The organism is Ureibacillus xyleni (genome assembly GCF_900217795.1).
Lineage (GTDB): Bacteria > Bacillota > Bacilli > Bacillales_A > Planococcaceae > Ureibacillus > Ureibacillus xyleni.
In genome coordinates this window covers 23,289-46,679 of the sequence record NZ_OBMQ01000010.1, presented here as the reverse complement: position 1 = coordinate 46,679, position 23,391 = coordinate 23,289, and the positions used below count along the sequence as shown (strand labels likewise).

At 34.8% G+C, this 23,391-nt stretch carries 22 protein-coding genes; 1 reads left to right on the top strand and 21 read right to left on the bottom strand.

Features of this window, described 5'->3' with window-relative positions:
- Positions 1-24: 24 nt before the first annotated feature.
- The 10 genes from CRO00_RS13955 to CRO00_RS13910 all read right to left on the bottom strand — a co-directional run bounded on the left by CRO00_RS13955 (position 25) and on the right by CRO00_RS13910 (position 11,582).
- Positions 25-933: an ABC transporter ATP-binding protein gene (locus tag CRO00_RS13955; protein ID WP_097074280.1), complete on the bottom strand. Its 909-nt coding sequence runs from the start codon at positions 931-933 to the stop codon at positions 25-27.
- Positions 923-1,981: an ABC transporter ATP-binding protein gene (locus CRO00_RS13950; RefSeq protein ID WP_097074279.1), complete on the bottom strand. Its 1,059-nt coding sequence runs from the start codon at positions 1,979-1,981 to the stop codon at positions 923-925. Before CRO00_RS13950 ends, CRO00_RS13955 begins: the two co-directional genes overlap by 11 nt.
- A 15-nt stretch (positions 1,982-1,996) precedes the next feature.
- Positions 1,997-2,932, bottom strand: a complete 936-nt coding sequence (locus CRO00_RS13945) for an ABC transporter permease (RefSeq protein WP_097074278.1) — start codon at positions 2,930-2,932, stop codon at positions 1,997-1,999.
- Positions 2,932-3,861: an ABC transporter permease gene (locus CRO00_RS13940; RefSeq protein ID WP_097074277.1), complete on the bottom strand. Its 930-nt coding sequence runs from the start codon at positions 3,859-3,861 to the stop codon at positions 2,932-2,934. Before CRO00_RS13940 ends, CRO00_RS13945 begins: the two co-directional genes overlap by 1 nt.
- 103 nt (positions 3,862-3,964) lie before the next feature.
- A complete protein-coding gene (locus CRO00_RS13935; protein ID WP_097074276.1) occupies positions 3,965-5,602 on the bottom strand; it encodes a peptide ABC transporter substrate-binding protein in 1,638 nt (545 codons plus the stop codon).
- A 383-nt stretch (positions 5,603-5,985) separates the two neighbouring features.
- On the bottom strand, positions 5,986-6,894 hold the full coding sequence (locus CRO00_RS13930; RefSeq protein WP_097074275.1) for an ABC transporter ATP-binding protein: 909 nt from the start codon (positions 6,892-6,894) through the stop codon (positions 5,986-5,988).
- Complete coding sequence (locus CRO00_RS13925) at positions 6,887-7,939, bottom strand: ABC transporter ATP-binding protein (RefSeq protein ID WP_097074274.1); 1,053 nt, start codon at positions 7,937-7,939, stop codon at positions 6,887-6,889. Before CRO00_RS13925 ends, CRO00_RS13930 begins: the two co-directional genes overlap by 8 nt.
- Before the next feature lie 14 nt (positions 7,940-7,953).
- Complete coding sequence (locus tag CRO00_RS13920) at positions 7,954-8,847, bottom strand: ABC transporter permease (protein ID WP_237658432.1); 894 nt, start codon at positions 8,845-8,847, stop codon at positions 7,954-7,956.
- A 38-nt stretch (positions 8,848-8,885) separates the two neighbouring features.
- Positions 8,886-9,815: an ABC transporter permease gene (locus CRO00_RS13915; protein WP_097074272.1), complete on the bottom strand. Its 930-nt coding sequence runs from the start codon at positions 9,813-9,815 to the stop codon at positions 8,886-8,888.
- A gap of 111 nt (positions 9,816-9,926) precedes the next feature.
- Entirely contained in the window at positions 9,927-11,582 is a 1,656-nt protein-coding gene (locus tag CRO00_RS13910) for a peptide ABC transporter substrate-binding protein (protein ID WP_097074271.1), read from the bottom strand.
- A 452-nt stretch (positions 11,583-12,034) separates the two neighbouring features.
- Between CRO00_RS13910 and CRO00_RS13905 the strand changes: the two genes are divergently transcribed.
- Positions 12,035-12,808, top strand: coding sequence for a TSUP family transporter (locus CRO00_RS13905; RefSeq protein ID WP_097074270.1), 774 nt, complete (start codon positions 12,035-12,037; stop codon positions 12,806-12,808).
- Positions 12,809-12,834: 26 nt separating this feature from the next.
- On the opposite strand, the gene CRO00_RS13900 is transcribed toward CRO00_RS13905, so the two are convergent.
- From CRO00_RS13900 to CRO00_RS13850, 11 genes are all read right to left on the bottom strand, one after another.
- Positions 12,835-13,467, bottom strand: a complete 633-nt coding sequence (locus CRO00_RS13900; protein ID WP_097074269.1) for a FusB/FusC family EF-G-binding protein — start codon at positions 13,465-13,467, stop codon at positions 12,835-12,837.
- A gap of 310 nt (positions 13,468-13,777) precedes the next feature.
- Positions 13,778-14,047 (bottom strand): CD3324 family protein, encoded by a 270-nt coding sequence (locus CRO00_RS13895; protein ID WP_097074268.1) that lies wholly within the window; start codon positions 14,045-14,047, stop codon positions 13,778-13,780.
- A gap of 251 nt (positions 14,048-14,298) precedes the next feature.
- Entirely contained in the window at positions 14,299-15,261 is a 963-nt protein-coding gene (locus tag CRO00_RS13890) for a GGDEF domain-containing protein (protein ID WP_237658427.1), read from the bottom strand.
- A 28-nt stretch (positions 15,262-15,289) separates the two neighbouring features.
- Complete coding sequence (locus tag CRO00_RS13885) at positions 15,290-16,144, bottom strand: EAL domain-containing protein (RefSeq protein WP_097074267.1); 855 nt, start codon at positions 16,142-16,144, stop codon at positions 15,290-15,292.
- A 144-nt stretch (positions 16,145-16,288) separates the two neighbouring features.
- Positions 16,289-17,497 (bottom strand): Ger(x)C family spore germination protein, encoded by a 1,209-nt coding sequence (locus CRO00_RS13880; protein WP_237658426.1) that lies wholly within the window; start codon positions 17,495-17,497, stop codon positions 16,289-16,291.
- Complete coding sequence (locus tag CRO00_RS13875; protein WP_161946699.1) at positions 17,498-18,598, bottom strand: GerAB/ArcD/ProY family transporter; 1,101 nt, start codon at positions 18,596-18,598, stop codon at positions 17,498-17,500. It lies immediately after the preceding gene.
- Positions 18,588-20,198, bottom strand: a complete 1,611-nt coding sequence (locus CRO00_RS13870) for a spore germination protein (RefSeq protein WP_097074265.1) — start codon at positions 20,196-20,198, stop codon at positions 18,588-18,590. Before CRO00_RS13870 ends, CRO00_RS13875 begins: the two co-directional genes overlap by 11 nt.
- Before the next feature lie 221 nt (positions 20,199-20,419).
- Positions 20,420-20,935, bottom strand: a complete 516-nt coding sequence (locus CRO00_RS13865; protein WP_097074264.1) for a YfiT family bacillithiol transferase — start codon at positions 20,933-20,935, stop codon at positions 20,420-20,422.
- Positions 20,936-20,958: 23 nt separating this feature from the next.
- Complete coding sequence (locus CRO00_RS13860; protein ID WP_161946698.1) at positions 20,959-21,429, bottom strand: DinB family protein; 471 nt, start codon at positions 21,427-21,429, stop codon at positions 20,959-20,961.
- A 68-nt stretch (positions 21,430-21,497) separates the two neighbouring features.
- Positions 21,498-21,935: a hypothetical protein gene (locus tag CRO00_RS13855; RefSeq protein WP_097074262.1), complete on the bottom strand. Its 438-nt coding sequence runs from the start codon at positions 21,933-21,935 to the stop codon at positions 21,498-21,500.
- A 176-nt stretch (positions 21,936-22,111) separates the two neighbouring features.
- Positions 22,112-23,356 carry a CYP152 family fatty-acid peroxygenase CypC gene (locus tag CRO00_RS13850; protein WP_202615684.1) on the bottom strand — a complete coding sequence of 415 codons (1,245 nt, stop codon included), beginning with the start codon at positions 23,354-23,356 and terminating at the stop codon, positions 22,112-22,114.
- Positions 23,357-23,391 lie beyond the last annotated feature (35 nt).

Here is a 23,391-nt window from a genome sequence, read left to right as displayed (position 1 = left end):
TATATAAATCTATTGGTTCCCACATTACTTTGTCCATTTTTTTATTTGACTTTCCGATCCGTATACAAAGTGATTAGGCAATACTTCATATACTTTCATTTGCTCAGTTGCATCTTCATGAACGTATGGTATTCTCTGACGCTTTCTTTCTGTCAATGGATCTGGTAGAGGAACTGCTGATAATAGCGATTTTGTGTAAGGATGAATTGGATGATTATAGATTTCATCGGATGTACCTAACTCTACAATTTTCCCTCTGTACATTACAGCAATTCGATCACTAATATATTTCACCATTGATAAATCATGGGCAATAAACAGGTATGTTAAATTACGTTCTTTTTGCAATTTTTTCAGCAGATTCACAACTTGTGCTTGTATTGAAACGTCTAGGGCAGAAATTGGTTCATCTGCAATGATAAAACTTGGGTCTAAACTTAATGCGCGGGCAATACCGATACGTTGGCGTTGACCACCAGAAAACTCATGGGCATAACGGTTGGCATGTTCACGGTTTAACCCAACCGCTTCTAATAACTCGCCAATTCGTTCGCGTCGTTCTTGTTTATTTTTATATAAACCATGAATATCAAATCCTTCTGCAATAATTTCACCCGCTGTCATACGTGGGTTTAATGATGCATATGGATCTTGGAAAATCATTTGCATTTCACGGTTAAACTGCTTTAACTCTTTTCGAGATTTTCCAGCATGAATATTTTGACCTTTGAACAGAATTTCACCATCAGTAATATCGTAAAGTCGGATAATAGAACGGCCAGTAGTTGATTTCCCGCAACCAGACTCCCCTACTAAACCTAGTGTCTCTCCCTCATATACATCAAAACTAATACCGTCTACTGCTTTAATTGGATTATTGGAAGAGCCGAAATATTGTTTTAAGTTTTTTACTTCAAGCAACTTATTTGCCACTATTTTCAGCCTCCTCTAAATAGCCTTGAATTCTTTTTTGGATTGCATCTGGAATCGGAATTTGCGGTGCGTCTGGATGCAAGAGCCAAGTTTTCGCATAATGTGTGTCGGAAATTTTAAACATTGGTGGTTCTTTTTCATAATCAATCGCAAGGGCAAATTCATTTCTTGCTGCAAAAGCGTCCCCTTTTGGTGGGTGAATTAAATCAGGTGGTGACCCTGGAATAGTGCGCAATTCTTCTTTTTCATTATTTTTCAAGTCAGGCATCGAACCTAATAGACCCCACGTATAAGGATGTCTTGGGTTATAGAATATATCATTTACAGTACCATACTCCACAATTTGACCAGCATACATAACTGCTACCCGATCAGCAACATTTGCTACAACACCTAAATCATGAGTAATAAAGATAATCGAAGTGTTTCGTTTCTTTTGAATATCCTTCATCAATTCTAAAATTTGCGCTTGAATTGTTACGTCTAGAGCTGTTGTTGGTTCATCGGCAATTAGTAGTTTTGGATCTGCTGCTAATGCAATGGCAATTACAACACGCTGACGCATCCCACCACTAAACTCATGAGGATATTGACGGAACCGTTTTTCAGGCATTGGAATACCAACAAGATCTAATAATTTAATTGCACGTTCTTTTGCTTCAGCGCTTGTTACTTTCTTGTTATGTTTTAGAATTACTTCTGTTATTTGCTTTCCTACACGCATCGTAGGGTTAAGCGCTGTCATTGGATCTTGGAAAATCATCGCAATTTCATTTCCTCGAACCTTCGACATTTCTTTTTCTGTAAGTGGGACAATATCACGGCCATCAAACAGAATTTCTCCACCTGCATAAATTCCTGGCGGTTGCGGAATGAGTTTCATAATCGCGTTACTTGTTACACTTTTTCCCGAACCTGATTCACCAACAATCGCAAGGGTCTCTCCTTCGTAAAGGTCAAAACTAACACCACGTACAGCTTGAACGATTCCTGCATATGTTTTGAAGTTAATTTGTAAGTCATTAACTTCTAGTAATTTCTTTTTCATCATTTTCACCTTCTTCTATTTACGTAATTTAGGATCAAGTGCATCTCGTAAACCGTCTCCAACCGCATTGAACGCGAAAATTGTTAACGAAATGAACAATGCTGGGAAGAATAAACGCCACGGTGCTGAAGTTAATGCTTTATTCCCTTCAGAAGCCATTGTTCCCCAACTCGCTGTTGGCTGTGGTACGCCTAGCCCTAAATAACTTAAGAATGATTCTGTGAAAATCGCAGAAGGAATTGTTAATGTCATTGTAACTAAAATTGCACCTAAAGCATTGGGAACTAAATGGCGAATAATTAAATGCCATGTATTTGCTCCTAATGTTCTAGCAGCTAATACGAATTCTTGACTTTTTATTGATAGCACTTGTCCACGAACGATACGTGCCATGTTTACCCAACCTGTAATCGATAAAGCGATAATCATAGGAATTAAACCTGGTTTTAAAACTACTAATAAAATGATAACTACTAATAAATATGGAACAGCTGATAAAATGTCTGCAATACGCATCATAATATTGTCAACGCGTCCTCCAGCTAAACCTGAAATACTTCCCCACAAAACCCCAATGATTAAATCGATGATCGCTGCAGTAATTCCGATGAATAGGGAAATACGTGCTCCTTGCCATACACGAACAAAAATGTCACGGCCTAAATCATCAGTTCCAAACCAGTGAGCGGCAGATGGAGGCGCATTGTAAATTCCTAATTGTTCACGGTAACTATAAGGTGAAAATACTGGCACAAATATTGCCATTAACACGACGATAATTAAAATGATTATACCGACAATCGCTAATTTATTTTGAGAGAAGCGAAGCATTACTTCTTTCCAAAACGACACGGATTTATCAGCCAATTTTTCACTTTCATCTGTACGAACACCGACAATTTTAAACTTGTCAGGTGAAATCTTATCAAATTGTTGATGTTGTTGTGTCATTACTTTTTCGCTCCTTTCAATTTAATTCTTGGGTCAATTACACTATATAAAATATCTACAATTAATACGGCAAATAAAAGGATAATGGAATAGAAAACAGTAGTTCCCATGATTACTGTATAGTCACGGTTTGTAATACTCGTAACGAAATGTTTTCCTAATCCTGGGATGGCAAAAATTTGTTCAATAATGAAACTACCTGTTACTACCCCTGCTGTTAGTGGACCTAAATATGTAACTACAGGTAGTAAGGCATTTCGTAATGTATGTTTAAATACAGTTGTCCATTTTCCAAGTCCTTTTGCCCTTGCCATTTTGACATAATCACTGCTACTTTGCTCTAACATACTAGAACGTGTCAACTTTGCAATAAAACCTGCATGTGTAATGGCAATTGCAGTGGCAGGTAAAATACTATAGGAGAAACCTTTCCAACCACTAACCGGGAATAAATCTAACTTAAACGCTAAGAAATATTGCATTAATCCAGCTAGAATAAATGAAGGAACAGAAATACCTAATACAGCAATTGTCGATGATAAATAATCAGGAAAACGATTATGGTACAGTGCTGCAATAACTCCTAATAATATCCCTAAACCAACAGATATGAGCATTGCTTCAATTCCTAATGTTAATGAAATCGGGAAACTTTCCGCAATAATATCATTTGTTGAACGACCTTTATATTTCATTGATTCTCCAAAATCAAATGTCACAGTATCGATTAAATAATCCTTATATTGAACGTACCAAGGATTATCTAATCCATATTTAGCATTTAATTGTGCTTCAATTTGCGGCGGGAAATCACGCTCACTTGCAAAGGGACTACCAGGTGCCAATTGAATTAAGAAGAAAGTTGCAGTTACGATAATGTACAGAGCAATCAAAATATATACTAATCTTTTAAAAATATATTTTAGCAAAATGGTCCCCTCCTTATAATAGAAATCTAATAAGTACAAAAAGCTGCTTAAAATCGAATTGTCATCGATCGAAGCAGCTTTTGTACCATTACAGAGCTGTTAATTATTTTTTAATATCTACATATTTTAAGTAAACATTACCCAGTTGATCTGGAGCCATGTTTTCAACGTAATCTTTCTTAACTGAAAGGTTTGTGTAGTAGTAAATTGGTGCAACAGGGAATTCTGTCATAGCAATTTTTTCTGCTTGTTTTAACAGTTCAATTCGTTTTGCAGGATCTGTTTCTTTTGCAGATTGTTGTAATAAAGATGCATACTCAGCATTTTCCCAACCTGTATCGTTGTTACCATTTTCTGCAGAATCAAATTGTTCTAAGAATGAATATGCATCGTTGTAGTCAGCAATCCAACCCATACGAGCAGTATCAAAATCTAAAGCAGTTAATTTATCTAAGAATACTTGCCATTCTGAGTTATCAATCGTTACATTAATACCTAAGTTTTTAACCCAGCTTTCCTGAATGTGTTGTGCAATAGCAGAATGGGCTTCACTTGTGTTAATAGAAATACCAATTTCAATTTCACTTGGATCAGAAATTCCAAGTTCTTTCATACCAGCTTCTAGTGCTGCTTTTGCTCCTTCGATATCATTATCTTCGAAGTAACCAGTAGCATCTTCAAATCCTTCAACAGCGTTAGGAACCATACCTAAAGCAGGTGTTTGTTCACCTTTTGTAATGTTTTCAATTAAGCCTTGACGGTCAACTGCTAGAGTTAACGCTTTACGGATGTTAACATTTGAAGTGAATTCACCAGTTGTATTGAATTTGTACCAATAAATTGCAGAATAAGGCTCGATATTTAAAATACCTTCTTCGTTATAACGATCAATTGCATCAAGAGCAACTGTTCCAAATGGAGCACCTAAGAAATCAATTTCCCCAGCGTCAAACATTGTAACTGTAGTTGTTTCAGACTCAACCATTGAAATATTTACTTTGTTTAAAGCAACATTTTTTGCATCCCAATAATTTTCGCTTTTTTCTAATGTAACTGAACCACCATGTTGCCAATCCGTTAATTTGAATGGACCATTTGTTACATAAGTTTCTCCAGCTTCAGCATACCAAGTGTCGTTTGCTTCAGCTGTTGCTTTGTGAATTGGGAAGTATGTTTTAAATGCTGTTAATTCTAAGAAGTATGGAGTTGGATTTTCCAATGTTACTTCTAACGTTTTTTCGTCAACTACTTTAATTCCTAAATCTTCTTCTGATCCTTCACCTAAGTTATAAGCTTGAGCTCCTTTAATAGGGTAAAGAATAGAAGCATATTCAGAAGCATTTGCAGGATTTAAAGCCCATTTCCATGCATATTCAAAGTCTGAAGCTGTTACAGCATCACCATTTGACCATTTTGAATCACGTAAAGTGAACGTATAAGTCAGTTGGTCGTCGCTAATTTTTACATCTTCAGCAGCGGCATTTTGGATTTCACCGTCTTTTCTAGTTGTTAAACCTTCAAACACGTTTTGTAAAATCACTCCTGATGTACTATCAGTAGCTAGTCCAGGATGTAATGATGGTGGTTCAGAAGCAATTACTAAATTGATTTCTTTTGAGCCTTCCCCATCTTTTTCCTTTGAGGCACTCTTATCCTCTTCTTCCCCTCCGAAGTTACAAGCAGCTAATACTACAGATAAAGCTAGTAACAGCGTAAGAAGGAGAAAATTCTTTTTCTTCATATAAAATCCCCCTAACTTTTTCGTTAATATATATTTCCCATTTTTCAGAAAATTTTGCTGGTAAATTTCAACTTTCTGAATACTGAGCCATTAACAATTATTATATTAACAAAAAGTTAATAGTAAATAAACAAAAAAGCAATTTTTCTGATATATTAATATTTTCCAACAATAATACGAAAAACCTTGTAAAATAATTACTTTTTACATTCATTTTTCACAAATAATTATATGTTAATAATTTACAAAATTATATAAATAAAATATTATATCAATATTCTGATAATGCGTACCCTCCACTCAACTTGTTGGTGCATAAATGATGAACCGTTGATTAAACAGAAAAAAACACAACAATTAAATGTTGTGCTTTTTCGGATACATTATTTATTCCACTTAGTTATTTGACTTTCCGTACCATAGACAAAATGTCCAGGTTTTACTTCGTGCAATGTAGCTGTATTGTCAGATTCCTCATGTACATACGGAATTCTTTGACGGATTCTTTCAGTAAGTGGATCTGGCAAAGGAACTGCCGATAAAAGAGATTTTGTATACGGATGAATAGGATGATGATAAATCTCATCTGACGTCCCCAATTCCACCACTTTCCCTCGATACATTACTGCAATACGATCACTGATATATTTCACCATCGATAAATCATGGGCAATAAACAAATATGTTAAATTTCGTTCCTTTTGTAGCTTCTTCAAAAGATTCACAACTTGCGCTTGGATAGACACATCCAAGGCTGAAATCGGTTCATCTGCAATAATAAAACTCGGATTCAAACTTAACGCTCTTGCAATACCAATCCTTTGACGTTGCCCACCTGAAAATTCATGAGCGTAACGGTTTGCATGTTCTCGATTTAAACCAACTGCTTCTAATAATTCAGCTATCCGCTCTTGTCTTTCTTTTTTATCTTTATATAGACCATGGATGTCAAAGCCTTCACTTATTATCTCTCCTGCCGTCATACGGGGATTAAGTGAAGCATATGGATCTTGGAAAATCATTTGCATATCTCGGTTAAACGCTTTCATTTCTTTACGAGATTTAGATGCATGAATATTTTTTCCGTTGAAAAGTATTTCACCATCTGTTATATCATAAAGGCGAATGATGGATCTGCCTGTTGTGGACTTTCCGCAACCGGACTCACCTACTAAGCCTAACGTTTCCCCTTCATAAATATCGAAACTAATTCCATCAACTGCTTTGATTGGATTGTTAGAAGCGCCAAAGTATTGTTTTAAGTTCTTTACTTCAAGTAATTTTTTAGCCATTTTCATGCGCCTCCTTCAAATAGCCTTCAATTCTACGTGAAATTGATTCTGGCACTTCTACTTTCGGAGCATCTGGATGTAATAACCATGTTTTTGCAAAATGTGTATCTGACACTTGAAACATTGGTGGTTCCATTTCGTAATCGATTGCTAAAGCAAATTCATTTCTCGGTGCAAAGGCATCCCCTTTTGGTGGTTGTGTTAAATCTGGTGGTGATCCAGGGATTGTTCGTAACGCTTCTTTCACATCATTTTTTAAATCCGGCATAGAACCAAGTAATCCCCATGTATATGGGTGTTTAGGGTTATAGAAAATATCATTTACTGTTCCATACTCTACAATTTGGCCCGCATACATAACCGCTACCCGGTCAGCTACATTGGCAACAACACCTAAATCATGAGTAATAAAAATAATAGAAGTATTACGCTTCTTTTGAATATCCTTCATTAGCTCTAAAATTTGTGCTTGAATCGTTACATCAAGTGCTGTTGTTGGCTCATCTGCAATTAAAAGTTTTGGATCCGCTGCTAGAGCAATCGCGATAACTACACGTTGACGCATCCCACCACTAAACTCATGCGGATATTGACGGAAGCGCTTCTCAGGCATTGGAATTCCGACCAGTTCTAATAGTTTTAATGCTCTCGCCTTCGCATCTGCACTCGATACTTTTTTATGTTTTAAAATCACTTCTGTAATTTGCTTTCCTACACGCATCGTGGGATTTAATGCGGTCATCGGATCTTGGAAAATCATCGCAATGTCATTTCCTCGCACCTTAGACATCTCTTTTTCAGTTAACGGAACTATGTCTTTTCCATCGAATAAAATTTGACCTTCCGCATAAATACCAGGTGGCTGTGGAATAAGCTTCATAATGGCATTACTCGTCACACTTTTCCCTGAACCAGACTCACCTACGATAGCCAACGTTTCGCCTTCATATAAATCAAAGTTAACCCCACGAACAGCTTGAACAATTCCTGCATAAGTTTTAAAGTTAATTTTCAAATTATTTACTTCTAACAATTTTTTACGCATCTCATTCACCTCTTTTATTTACGTAATTTCGGATCAAGTGCATCTCGTAATCCATCACCGACTGCATTAAATGCGAAAATCGTTAGTGAAATAAATATTGCAGGGAAAAATAGTCGCCATGGTGCAGAAGTTAACGCTTTGTTCCCCTCAGAAGCCATCGTTCCCCAACTTGCTGTAGGTTGTGGTACACCCAAACCTAAATAACTTAAAAACGATTCTGTGAAAATCGCTGTTGGAATTGTTAATGTCATCGTAACTAAAATTGCACCCAATGCATTTGGAATAAGATGTTTTTTGATTAAATGCCATGTATTTGCGCCGAGAGTTCTTGCTGCCAATACATATTCTTGATTTTTAATTGATAACACTTCCCCACGAACGATACGAGCCATATTAATCCACCCTGTAATGGATAAGGCAATAATCATTGGCAATAAACCAGGTTGTAAAACTACAAGGAGAATAATTACAACAAGTAAATAAGGCACTGCAGAAAGAACATCTGCTATACGCATCATAATGTTATCTACACGTCCACCAGCAAGCCCTGAAATACTTCCCCATAGAACACCAATGATTAAATCGATAATGGCAGCGGTTACACCAATGAATAAAGAAATACGTGCCCCTTGCCAAACACGGACAAATACATCTCGTCCTAAATCATCTGTACCAAACCAGTGAGCTGCAGATGGAGGCGCATTATAAATCCCTAACTGTTCTCGATAACTATAAGGTGATAAGAAAGGAACGAAGATGGCCATTAACGTAACGAGCACTAAAATGATAATACCAAATATAGCCAATTTGTTTTGACTAAATCGTAGGAACACTTCCTTCCAAAACGATACAGATTTAGCGGCTAATTTTTCATTTTCATCCGTACGACTTCCTACAATTTCAAACATTTCAGGTGAAATCTTTTCTTGTTGTTTAGTTTGTCCCATCATTTCTTCGCTCCTTTCAATTTAATGCGTGGATCAATGACACTATATAAAATATCTACTACTAGTACTGCAAATAAAAGAATAATTGAATAAAAAACAGTTGTTCCCATTATAACTGTGTAATCACGATTTGTAATACTTGTTACGAAATGTTTTCCTAACCCTGGAATCGCGAAAATTTGTTCAATAATAAAACTTCCTGTTACAACCCCTGCTGATAATGGTCCTAAATATGTTACAACAGGTAGTAACGCATTTCGCAACGTATGGCGGAATACTGTTGTCCACTTTCCAAGTCCTTTTGCTCTTGCCATCTTGACATAATCGCTGCTTTTTTGTTCAAGCATACTAGATCTTGTCAATTTTGCGATAAATCCTGCATGCGTAATAGCGATTGCAAAAGCAGGTAATATACTATAAATAAATCCCTTCCATCCACTAACTGGGAATAAATCTAATTTAAATGCTAAAAAGTATTGCATCAGACCTGCTAATATAAATGAAGGTACCGAAATTCCCAGTACAGCAATGGTAGACGCTAGATAATCTATAGTACGATTATGGTAAAGTGCCGCAATTACACCCAATAAAATTCCTATACCAATAGATAAAATCATTGCTTCGATACCTAAAGTTAAGGATATTGGGAAACTTTCTGAAATAATATCATTTGTGGAACGCCCTTTATATTTCATAGACTCCCCAAAATCAAAAGTAACCGTGTCAATTAAATAATCCTTATATTGAATATACCAAGGATTATCCAATCCGTATTTCGCATTCAATTGTTCTTCTATTTGCGGTGGAAAATCACGTTCACTTGCAAATGGACTACCAGGTGCTAATTGCATTAAAAAGAATGTCGCTGTGACAATGATATAAAGAGCAATAAGTATATAAACCAATCTTTTAAGAATATATTTTAGCATTCTCTAGCCCCTCCTCTTTCTATTAATTTTAATCGTAAAAAAGGCTGCTATAAATCGATTAACTCGATATAAGCAGCCTTAAAGATCTTAACCTTTTTTCAAGTTAATAGATTACTTTGTAATATCTACATATTTAAGGTAGATGTTACCAAGTCTGTCTGGCTCTAAACCTTGAACGTAATCTTTCTTAACAAATAGGTTTGTATAGTAATAGATAGGTGCTACAGGGAATTCAGTCATTAGAATAGACTCTGCTTGTTTTAGAATTTCTAGACGTTTTGCAGGGTCTGCTTCTTTATTCGATTGGTCGATAAGCGCTGTAAATTCAGGGTTTTCCCAACCTGTATCGTTGTTACCATTTTTAGCAGATGCGTACATTTCTAGGAAAGTATATGCATCATTGTAGTCAGCAATCCAACCTAAGCGACCAATTTGGAAGTCTAAGTTAGTCAATTTGTCAAGATATACTTGCCATTCAGAGTTATCAAGTGTTACTTCGATTCCTAAGTTAGTACGCCAGCCTTCTTGGATAAATTGAGCGATAGCTGAGTGCGCTTCAAGTGTATTAAATGATAATTTAATATTTAAATCTTTCACATCTGTAATACCAAGTTCTTTCATACCAGCTTCTAAAGCTTTTTTCGCTTCTTCGATGTCATTATCCTTGATGTATCCGCGATCTTCTTCAAAACCAGAAATTGCAGTTGGTACCATACCTAAAGCAGGTGTTTGCTCACCTTTAGTAACGTTATCAATTAAAGATTGACGATCAATTGCAAGTGTTAATGCTTTACGAATATTTGCATTTGACATAATTTTGTCTGTTGTATTGAATTTATACAAATAGATAGCAGCATAGTCGCTAATATTTAAAATTCCTTCTTCTTTGTATCGATCAATAACATCTAGTGACACAGTTTGGAAAGGTGTACCGATGAAATCGATTTCACCCGCATCGAACATTGTTGCAGTTGTTGTTTCTGACTCTACCATTGAGATGTTTACTTTGTCTAAAGCAACATTTGCAGCATCCCAGTAATTAGCATTTTTCTCTAATGTCATAGAACCACCATGTTGCCATTCAGCTAAAACGAATGGACCGTTAGAAACATATGTTTCACCTGCTTCAGCAGACCAATCTTTATTTGCTTCTGCAGTTGCTTTATGAATTGGATAGTATGTTTTGAATGCTGTTAATTCTAAGAAGTAAGGAGTTGGGTTTTCTAAAGTAACCTCTAACGTTTTTTCGTCTACTACTTTAATTCCTACTTCTTCTGCAGACCCTTTACCTTCATTGAAAGCTTGTGCACCTTTAATTGGATAAAGAATTGATGCATATTCAGATGCATTTTCTGGTGTTAGTGCAAAAATCCAAGCATATTTAAAATCTTCTGCTGTTACAGGATCACCATTCGACCATTTTGCATCACGTAAAGTAAATGTATAAACTAATTGGTCATCACTAATTTTTACATCTTCAGCAGCAGCGTTAGTAATTTCACCATTTTTATAAGTTGTTAATCCTTCGAAAATGTTTTTTAATACCCCATTTGAAGTACTGTCTGTTGCAATCTGTGGGTGCATTGATGGCGGCTCTGAAGTAACAACTAAATTCAGTTCTTTTGGTCCTGAAGCTGTTTCAGTTGTGTCAGTTCCACCTTTTGATTCCTCTTTAGCTGGCTCACTTTCGCCACCAAAGTTACAAGCTGCTAATACTAGAGTTAAAGTTAGTAACATTAGCATTAAAAGCCAGTTCTTTTTCTTCATTCGTATCCCCCTCTTTCTTTGATTCCCTATTTTCTGAAAATAGGATGAACAACATCATCATAGCAAAAAAAAATTCACAAATAAACTAAAAATTTACTTTTCTAAGAAAATTTATATTTTTCTTTATATTAATATAGCACCTTGATATTGTGCTGTTTTAGCTATCTATTACTTTAAATTGCTAATATATTAAAGCGGTTAAATTACTATATTTTAATTAGTTATTATTAAATCAATATTCTAATAAAGTTCAGAAAATTCTATATATTAATATAGCACCTTTTACAGAATTGTCATAGTTTTTTGTAATTTTGTCTTAACTGATTTTTGAATAACAAAAAATTTTTAAATTTTTTTTAAGAAAGACACATTATTCTAACTACAATTTTATTTACTTTACCCCACTTTTTCGATAAGATTTGTCTGTTCAACCTAGAAAGAAGGTAATAATCATGCCATTTGACTTAGACCTATCAATAGTCGTCTTATTATTTTTGTTTGGTTTTTTAGCAGCATTTATAGATTCTGTTGTTGGAGGGGGAGGACTAATTGCATTACCTGCGTTATTGTTCACAGGTTTGAGTCCTTCAGCGGCAGTAGCAACAAATAAACTTGCTGGTACAATGGGCTCTTTAACGAGTACAATCACCTTTTATAAATCAGGGAAAATGGATTTAAAAACAATTGCCAAACTGTTTCCAATTGTTTTTATCGCTTCTATGATTGGGGCTTGGATTGTTCATTTAATGGATCCTGATTTGTTAAAACCATTAATGCTCATCATGCTTGCCCTTGTTGCAGTTTATACGGTTTTTAAGAAAGATTGGGGAAGTATTTCGACCTATAAGAAATTAACAAGAAAAAAATTTATAGGTTTTATTTTTTTAGTTTCTATTATTGGATTTTACGATGGATTCTTAGGTCCTGGGACAGGTTCCTTTTTAATTTTTGCTTTTTTGCTAATCGGTTTTGACTTCTTAAAAGCAGCCGGGAATGCAAAGTTTTTAAATTTCGCCAGCAATATTGGGGCTCTTGTAATGTTCCTCATGTTAGGTCAAATAAATTTCGTATATGGATTCATTATGGGAGTGGCTCAAATTATCGGAGCCATAGTTGGTTCAAAATTTGCTATCCAACGTGGTACTAACTATGTACGACTATTATTTATTGTTGTGACAATTTTATTGTTAACAAAAAACACGTACGATTATTTCTCTCAATTATAAAAATGATCAGGGGAGCCATCCTCTGATCATTTTAAATTCCCTACAAAGTCATAAAACTTTTCAATTTCTGTTAATGATTCGTTACAAGATATACTATCATCACAAATATAGTTTCCTCGTTTTGTATATGTTCCAAGCGCTGTTCCACTTTTTGATACCATCAACATTCCGACCTTAGAATGTCTATTGCAAACGGTACAAATCCCCATCTTTTCTGTAGTGCTATATACGCCGCGCACACCTTTTAAAGTTTCGTTTTCTCGATATACAATATATTTTCGATTCGTACCAGGATCAAACCAACTTAAGTAAGAAATTTCCTTCCAATCAACATTCTCAAATTTAGGAAGTTTTAATTTTTTATCTTTTGGAAAAAGCTTCTTGATTTCACTATCTGTTGGTCGTTCAAATGGCTTAACAAATGCTTTTATTTCATTAAAGAAATGCTCCATCTGTTCCTTTGTTTTCAGTTCGAAAATGGGTTGCATTACTAGTTGTTGATCTAAATCAGCGAAAACTAACTGATTGTTAATCTCTTCTTGGGCAAGAGCCTGAACTGCTTGAATGACGTTTGGATCTTTCGACGAAGTATGGGCATTAAATATTTTTTTTGCTTGTTTTTTCACAATTTGATATTGCACAGTAGTCATAAATTCCATATAAAACAACTCCTTCTGCTATAGAGTACAGAAAAAGTGAGTTCACCACAATTGGTAACAATTTTTTAAATTAAAGTATACCTAAGGAGGGCAGATTTGAATTTGTTACTAATCCAAAAACGGGGCGGGTTATTTGATTCCAAGTAATGGTAATGAAAAAGCCATTCCATTTTCCACAAAGTTTTGTCTTTCATTATAGTTTGAAACAAAGTGTTCTATCTTACTTATAAGGATTCTCCCCCTTATCCCTACACGTACTCAAAAATCTCCATAAAAAAATCGCCTCATTACAAAATGAGACGAACAGATGTTAAACACATTTTTTGTAAACTATCTTTTTAATCGTTTCTACAGATAAATGATAGTCTTCCGCTAATGTTTGAAGGGACTCTCCTTGTTGGTAAAGTCGCTTAATATGGGCGTTTCGTTCTTGTAATCTTTGTCTTTCTCCAGTTAACGCGCCCCACTGGACTCGCTTCTTTTCGGGTTTCGGGATGTAAATTAAATCCCCTTGAACATATTGTTGTATTTGTTCGAGAAGCTCTTTTGGTAACACCTCATGTGCATTCACGTAACGCATTGTCATTCTCCTTTTACTTTTGTTTTCAAAGTTAAAGGGCAAAGCGTTTATGAATAACATGACAATGTAAGGCGATGAAGCAATCCTACCTCACGCAAAGTATCGCCATATTATTCACTGGCTTTGCATGAGTTGTTGCATAAGGCGACAATCTTCTTGTCATTCTTATCACATCCTTAAAATGGTATAATCATAAGTATATCGTGTAACTAAAAAAAATCGAGGGAAAACATACGTAAGTTTCCATTCGATTAGTATTCATCCACTAAGTAGATACTTCCTTTTATTTTCTTACAGTTCCTTTTCACGGCGGCTAAAGCATCCGAAAGTTCCTCAACAGTTTGAAATTGGCGTTTGTTATTCGTTACCACCGCTACCGATAGTGACATAATTAAAAATTTCTCCATCTTCCCCGAACGACCCTTACATTTAAAATTTGGGTCCATTAAATGGTCTTTTTCGTAAAAGGTAGAGATAGATTCATCAAATTCTTTAATAATTGGTATACAAACATTATCTATATTATGATGTGGACATATTGCCATAAAATCATCTCCACCAATATGGCCTAAGAAATGCCCTTTTTGTTGTATATTTCGCTTTAATATTTCTGTCAAAAAAAGAATTACTTTATCCCCTTTATTAAAACCATATAAATCATTATAAGATTTGAAATGGTCAAGATCGAAATAAATAATACTATATTTCGGTGCATGCAAAATTTCACTTAATCTTTGGTCTATCAATTGGTTTCCAGGTAAATTACTTAATGGGTTTAAAAAGCTCGCCATTTCCACTTGAATCTCAACAAAATTCATTAGTAAAGCACGGATACTGACAACACCAGCAAATTTCCCATCCTTCGTTACAATGACGTCATCATATAAATCCTCTTCTTGCCTTTCCATCGCAAGTTTACTAACGATAGTGATTGACTCATAATAATCGACCATTAATGGATCGGTTTTAGCTAATCTCATATTTTCTCTACCCATATATAGATTGTAGCCATATTGCGTACCAATCTTCTGGTAAAAATGTGTTCTAGTTATTTGTGCAATGGGCCTTCCAAGATGCACGACTACAATTCCCCGTATATTCGGGTTTTCGGTAAATATCTTGTCCACTTCTTTATTTTTTACTGAAGGGCTAATATAGGGGGCAGCTTTTACAATCCTCCCTATATTGGTTGACACTACACTACTTGTCTTCACCATTTTCCCACCTGTTTGAGTCCATATTTTAACGAAATTCCCCACGTTTGAGCTCCATTTTAGGTCGACCAATTGCATAACCTTGTCCATAATGAATTCCAATCGATTGTAAAGTTTGAATTTCCTCGGGGCGTTCAATACCTTCAGCAATAATTCCAGTTGTGCCAGATTGTTCTGCATAATTATAAATAAGTGAAATTAACTGTTGCCCAGCATCACTTTGATCTATGTTTTGAATAAGTGAACGGTCTAATTTTATAAATTCAGGTTTTAAATAAATAATAGTTTTCAAACTATTGTAGCCTGAACCTACATCATCAATCGCTATTCGATACCCTTGTGATCGGTAGTTAGAAAGTACCCGTTCAAATTCCTTAAAATCGGTTACAGCGCTTCTTTCAGTTATTTCAAAAATAACCTGATCTGGTTGGATTCCTAGTTCTTTTAACAAACGCAGTGTCTCTCCACCATGATAGTTTTTATCTAGCAATACGTGTGGATGAATATTTATAAACAAAGAAAAGCGATTATCCAATCCATCAGTTTCTAATCTGGAAATATAGCGTTTGAGGGATAAATTTCTACAAAACTTTTCAAATTCGAAAATCCTATCTGTTTTTCCAACAAATTCATAAAAAAGATCTACACTTGAAAATAATTGAGATTTACTTGGTCGATTTAATGCTTCAAAGGCAAATGTTTCCCCAGTCTTCAAGTTGACAATTGGTTGAAAAAAAGTGTCGAGTCTTTCGTTTTTTATTATCTTCCTAAGTTCGTTATATCTTTTATAGTAGAGTAAATCTTCATGACGGCGGCCATATAAATATTTGAAATAAGAAAAAAGATTGAGAGAAAAGTTTTTCGAATATGATAAAGAATTCATACTGGCTCCTTGTGAATACGGTGATATTGCTAATAATATGCCTTTAGTATTAAGGGTATATTAATTTTTTATTAACGATCTGTAAAGTAAGATTGTTTACCCGAAGATAAAAAAATGAGCAGCTTCTCAAAATGAAGCCGCTCCTTATTTAAATTCCATTCCTGTACGAATAATTTCAAACTTAACATTTACTTCAATGGTCATTTGTTTATAAATCTCTGCCCATTTATCTGTAGTCTTCACTTCTTGTTGCCAATACTCTGGATATTTTGCTCGAACCCGTGCTCCAATCCCAATAACATCAGATTCACTCTCTTGCCACTTCTTCACAACTTTATTATATTTTTTGGTCGCAACATTCGATGCCTCTTCCTCTATTTCCTTTATCTTTCTATTTGTTATATTTTTTACGTTTGATTGTTCTTCAACATTAGCCTCAATCTCGACAGTTATGCTTGCTATTGGTACATCATTTTTAATTTTTAACTCGATATTTGAATCTCGTTGATAAGATTCAAGAATATAAACTCCCCCATCATCTGTTGAAACCGCCATTCCATAACCGCCTGGATTTTTTTCCTTCATTCCTAAAAAGACTCCAATTTCAAAAGGCGTCATTGAACCAGCCATTTTATCATGTTTAAAAAAAGCAAGTCCGTTTACTAAAATTCGTTCTTGTTCAATTAACTTTACGTATGGAAGAACTCCATCAATTCCAATGTCAGCTAGGTCTATCCAGAACTTCCCTAAATATTCTCGTGGTAATTTTCCAAATCGCAATGCATTTTCTAGCGTATCGGATAAATATAAAGATGGCACCGTTTCGATTGGGGGAGCTGCCCTTAACACATCTTCCGCCTTACCCGTACTAACTACCATCCACGCTGTTCTTCTTACTTCATATTCTCGTTTTAAGAAATCATTAATATCATCTAAACCTATTTTGGCAACATCCTCATTTATAATAATGATTTGGAGGTGGCCTAAATATAATTTTTCCGCAAGTTGCTGCTGTAAATTTGCCATTGCATCTTTCATTGAAAAGCCTGCTGTTTGTACTACCCATGCCGTTTTATCGGACGTGTTGTTTCCCCCGCCTTCAGGACCTAACTTTATTTTTCCCGGAACTGCTAATTGAGCAGTTAACTTATATATATTTTCCTCCTCTCCTGCTAAAGTGTCTTTGTCCCGATACGTAATTTCAGGAATCGTAAAGTTTTCAGCTTCTTCATCGACAACATCAATTGCAATTCCTAATATATTTGCCCTTTCTTCTAAATCATACCGATCCCAGCAACCAGATAAAAAAAGTGAAGCCATGAGGAGCAATATTAACCATGAAATCTTTTTCACTCATCCCACACTTCCCTTCTTGCGTCTGACCTTCGCTATTACCATTAAGAAAAATACATACACAAAATAAAACATTACACTACCTGTCCAAAAGACCCTTAGATAGCTATAAACATCGAAAATATCTCTAGGAAATAAAGCGATAAAAAACGCAATGGGTAATGCGATAAATGAAATTAAACGATATTTTTTTGTACTAAAAATTTCTGCAACACCACGCACAAATATAAAGTAATAAGAAAGTAGTGTTGTGAAGACAGCGAATATCCAAGAAATAATAAAAATTGCATCAATACGTGCGAGGATCTCCCCTGGTACCTCTACCATTCTTGCTAAGACAAGTGTAGACCATAACATTTCTAATATTTTCATTTCGCCAAAAACAGCAAGGGAAATGGTTACTAAAAACAAAACAAAGAATGTGCCAATTAGAAAACCCCAAATACCTGGTGTCACACACTTTTTAGGATTTTTCAAATACGGTATCACCATTGATAAGATGTAATAGTTTGACACGGCTGCCATTATAACAATTGCACCAGACATAAATTCCGTTAAAGATATTTCATGACCAGTTATAGGTAACAGATGATAATACTCAATATCCTTAAAAGAAGGTAAGAGTACTATTAACAAAGGAATAATAATTAATGGAAAGTAAAAAAAGTGAATATAAGCAAATGTTGATACATTACTAAAATTTATGACTGAACATAAAAAAAGCATTGCAAAAATTGAAAAATGAATTGGTGTATCCGGTAACAATCCCCCTACTAAAACTTCTGCAAATTGCCGTGTTTCTAATCCTATTAATACAAGTGCTACAAGCAAGAACAAAACCATAATAAAATTCCCAAACAGTTTCCCTAAAATCGTTTTACTGTAACCAATAAAGGTTTGGTTTGGAAATCTTTTTCCTAAATACAATAATCCCAGTAAACCTATAAAAGAAATAATCATCCCTACAACACTTGCTAAAGGAGCTGCATTACCGGCTTCCTCTATTACAAACCTTGGTAATGCTAATATAGATACACCTAGTATTGTTCCAGCAATAATAATAGCAAATTGAACTGAGGTAACTGAATCACTATGTTTCATCCGGTTTACCTCCATCTTTACTTAGGAAATTGTGTTCTGCTTTATCTTTAACTCGACCACCAACTCGTTTTTTATTTTTTGGATTAATTTCTTTTGGTCGTGCTTTCAACCAATTTAACGGCGCCCTTATTATTGAATCTTTATTTGATGATGCATCCCCCGGAGAAATTGGACTCATAAATGGCACCCCAAAGGAACGCAAACCAATCATATGGTTTAATATGAGAACAATACCTACTGCTAGCCCTAATAAACCGAATGTTCCAGCCAAAATAATTAAAGGGAAACGTAGCATCCGAAAAGAAGTAGCAGCATTGTAAGATGGGGTAGCAAAAGAGCCAATTGTGGATAATGCGATAATTACCACAGTAATTGGACTAACAAAACCAGCTTGAACTGCTGCTTGTCCGACCACTAATACCCCAACAATCGATAATGCTCCACCAACCTGTTGAGGCATTCGAATGGTTGCTTCCCGTAAAATTTCCATAGCAATTTCCATTAATAACACTTCAACAAATACAGGAAAAGGAACTCCATGCCTTCCACTTGACGCAGCCACTACAAAACCAGATGGAATTAATTCTGGATGGAAAGATAGGACGGTTACATAGAAAGAGGAGAATGTAAGTGAAAATATGAGTGCTAGTATTCGAATTGTTCGAATAGCAGATGTAATTAACCATCGATCATAATAATCTTCACTAGTTTGATAAAATTGATTAAATGTCGCTGGTGCAATTAATGCAAACGGACTTCCTTCTACTAAAATTGCAACACGCCCTTCCAAAAGGTTCCCAACCACTTTATCTGGACGTTCTGTATTTTGAATTTGTGGAAATGGTGACCAAGGATTATCTTGAATAAACTGCTCGATATATCCCGCGTCCAAAACCCCATCAATCTGAATCGCATCAATTCTTGTTTTTACTTCTTTTAATAAAGTGTCATTTGCGATATCTTCCAAAAAACAAACAGCAACTTTAGTCCTCGTTCTTGTTCCGACTTCAGTTTTTTCTATGCGAAACTCTGGAACAGGAAGGCGATATCTTAGTAAAGCAACATTCGTAGAAATTTGCTCTATAAACCCATCTTTAGGTCCACGAACAACTCGCTCCGTTTCTGGTTGATCTATTGCCCTTTTCTCTTGTCTAATTGCATCAAATAGAATTGCTTCTTCCACACCTTCAAGTAGAACAATTACTTTTCCAAGCGTTATCGATTGAATTAAGGTTGAAAGATTTTTCTCTTTTTGAACATCAGCATGATAGAGAATATCTTTTTCTAAAATCGTTGGTATTGAACTGATTATCGTCATATTTAGATTCGTTTGTTCCTGAAGTGGCTGAATAATATCCCGCTCCACTTCTTCCCTTTCAACCAAAGAAGTTAGGCATAGAAGTGCAGCTGATTTACCCCCAACATGAAACTCTCTAATGAGGAAATCCATATCGTTCTTAAAAATTTTGTGAAAGTGCTCAATATTACTTTTTAAATTTGAGGTAATCCTTTTATCTTCATTTTCTATCATAATTTCACTTTTAGGGATCGTTTGCTTCGGTTGTTCGGATTTCGTTCTTTTTCTAAAAAATGGTGACATACTAACACCTACTTTCAATACTCTAAAACAATTGTAATTAGTATGTTTCGTGAAAAATTTCCCATACATAAAAATGTATTACCCGTACTAGTTAATTCTCTGTTTTGTCTGCAGTTTTAATTACACACCAAGGATATATTCTAAATATCTTTTATTCAGGGAAACTTTTACCCATAAAAAAATCCCTCCAAATTATAATGGAGAGATCTGTTGTACTTATCTTATTTATTTTCCAACGCTAGTTTAATATGTGCCAAATGGTGGTGAATATGCCAAGAACAGAAACCGATTGTAGTAGGAATTGTTTGTTTCCCTGTAACTGGGTGAGAAAAGAATTTGTTCAATTGTTCCTCAGTTAAATGTTCAAGTAAAAATGAAAAACGCTCATTAATTCCTTCTATTATTTTAATTGAAGCAAGTAAAGGAACATCCGAATCTACTAATGAAGCCCACTCATTTTCCTCAAAAGGTTTAATTGTAGGATTGTCTTCCGTTAAAGCTAATTTTATTCTTGTATAATAATTGATTTGGGCATCTGCTATATGATGAACTAATTGTTTAATCGTCCAAGCACCTTGACGATAAGTTAATTGTTGTTCTACCTCATTTAGGTTTCCGACAACTTTATTTAAAACTAAAGGAAATGTAGAAATTTCGGAAATCCATTTATTCAATTGCTTTTCTGTAATATCTTCCGGCACTTCAAATTGGCCTATAGGATATTTTATGTTGTCCACGATGCTCACTCTTTTCTTGTAAATTATGATGAGACTTTTAATGCACTTTGAATCTGTTCAAAATGATGTTCGTCATGCTCTATAATACCTAACAAGTAGTTATACAAAGTTAATGTAGAAGAACCTATCATAAATTCCTTTTCCCAAATTTCAACAGGAATATTATTAATCGCAATAATTAATTTTCTTCTGTTTGCAATAAACTCTTCTATTATCTCACCTTTTGTTTTCATTCTGCTTAATGTGGCAGCTTGTTGATTCAGTTGATTCACATCCGGACTATTTGGTAGGTCCTTATCCCGTAACAAAAATGGCAATCGTTGTTCAGTGATGTAGCGGTCCCATGGTATTAAGTGGCCAACAATTTCAGCAATAGACCACTTCCCTTCAGCAATAGGAGTTCTCCACTGTTCTTCTGTTATTGCGGTTAATCTCTTCACGCGATCAATAGAATTTTCAAAGTAGATTAATAAGTTTTCCTTATTTTTTAGCAAGAAATTCAACTCCTAAAAGTTTCCCTTTAAATATGTGTTCGATATGCGTGTTAAATTTCCTTTTAAAATTAGGATACTTTTTCTACTATTTCCATAGATAAAACAATCAACCAGTATAAGAAGAAAACAGTATACACGACTCCAATCGAAAGTTTTGTATTATTCAAAAATGATTTTTTACTATATTTATGCATCATTTTATGTTCAAACTCCAAATAGTCTTCAAGAATGTTCCCCGTTAATTCTAAATCTTTGTAATAAACATTTATTCTTGTTTCAATTGTCCAAAATACATACGTCAATAATATTCCACAGATAGGCATAACAAAATTCGAGAATAATAACTCTTCATCCGTTGATTTTTGAGCCACTTGTACAAGTCCAAACTGAATCGCAAAATACACAGGAAAGAGCGCAAATCTCAAATTACTATAATGTCTTCTGGAAGCCTTGATTTCTTTATATTGTTCCAATGCTAGTTGTTTCTTTGTATCTAATTCACCCATATTAAAACTCCTTTATTTATATCAATCAGTTTATTTTATCGAAGAAAATAAAAATATGAAATAAAAAAGTAGGATAAAGGTTTTAGATTACAATTATCGATTGTAGATTTTTATCAAAATAATCGGGTATAATGCAAAAAAATAAGCAGACATCTCTTTCAATGTCTGCTTACAATTTATTGAGTGTTTACCCTTTGAACATTTTTTAAGACAATTTTACTTTTTGGAATGCTTGGGATATCATCCAATTCAAAATGTAAATCTTGTTCGGGCACTTCATACTCCATTTTATTTACTAAATAATCCAATCCAATTTTCATTAATTTAATGGTAATTCCTTCACCCGCGCATCGATGGCCTAAATAGTAATCGCCACCACCTTGTGGGATAAAGCTAAAGGGTGTCCCTTCCCAATGTGCAAATCGTTCAGGGCTAAATTCTTCAGGAGTATCCCAAATTTTTGGATCATGGTTTGTACCATAAAGATCTAAAAGTGTTAATGTGCCCTCTTTAAATTGATAACCATTCCATGTGAAATCTCTTTTTACTTTTGCAGCTACAAATGGAAAGAATGGATAAAAACGTCTTACTTCTTGAACAAACATTTTAGTGTAATCGCCATACATTTTTAGCTTTTGTTTTTGTTCCGGGAATTGAAGTAAGGCAAGCATTGTAAAGTTAATATAAATGGCAATTGCCACAATTGGTCGAAGCATATTGATTACTTCAACAGCAGCAATTTCAACATCTAATAGCTCTCCATTTAAGTCTTTGTAATTGGAGAATTTATGCAAGACCGACTCTCTAGGAAAACTTATCTTTCCTTCCCGAGTATCTTGAATGAGTTGTTGGATGTTTTTTTCAATAGCATTACGTAGTGTTCTTCCCATCCAATGAGCAGGTCCAATTGCAGCTGGAGATTCAAACATTGTAGCGAGCTCTTTGGTCATCGTTTTTACATCGTCTTCATGAAGAGGTGCTCCAATCCACTTAAACGCTACTTTGCATAGTAGCTCTTTTACCTCTTCATATAGCGCGATTTGATCCATCTTTATCCATTCATCTAAGGATTTCTCCCACTGCATTTCTGTAATATCAATCAGTTTGTTTATGTGCTCAGTAGTCATAACAGACATCAATAATTCTTTTCTGCTTCGGTGTTCGTCCCCATCTAATGTTTGCACACTGTTTTTTCCAAACAAAGTCTGAACGATACGATTTGGTGCAGCATCACTTCTCTGGAACTTGTCCTCATCATAAAAAAGTTCGGCAGCTTCACTACCTACCATACATATTGCTCTTTTACCTAACAACCTTGTTTCAAAAACATCTGAGTTTAAATGTTCTTTTCGATTTACAATAAAACGATATCCTTCTTTTAAAAGGCTTAGACTGTGATCAAGTCCTTCTTCCCGTGGCATTTGATTGTCCACTTTTTTCACCTCTTTTTTTAAAC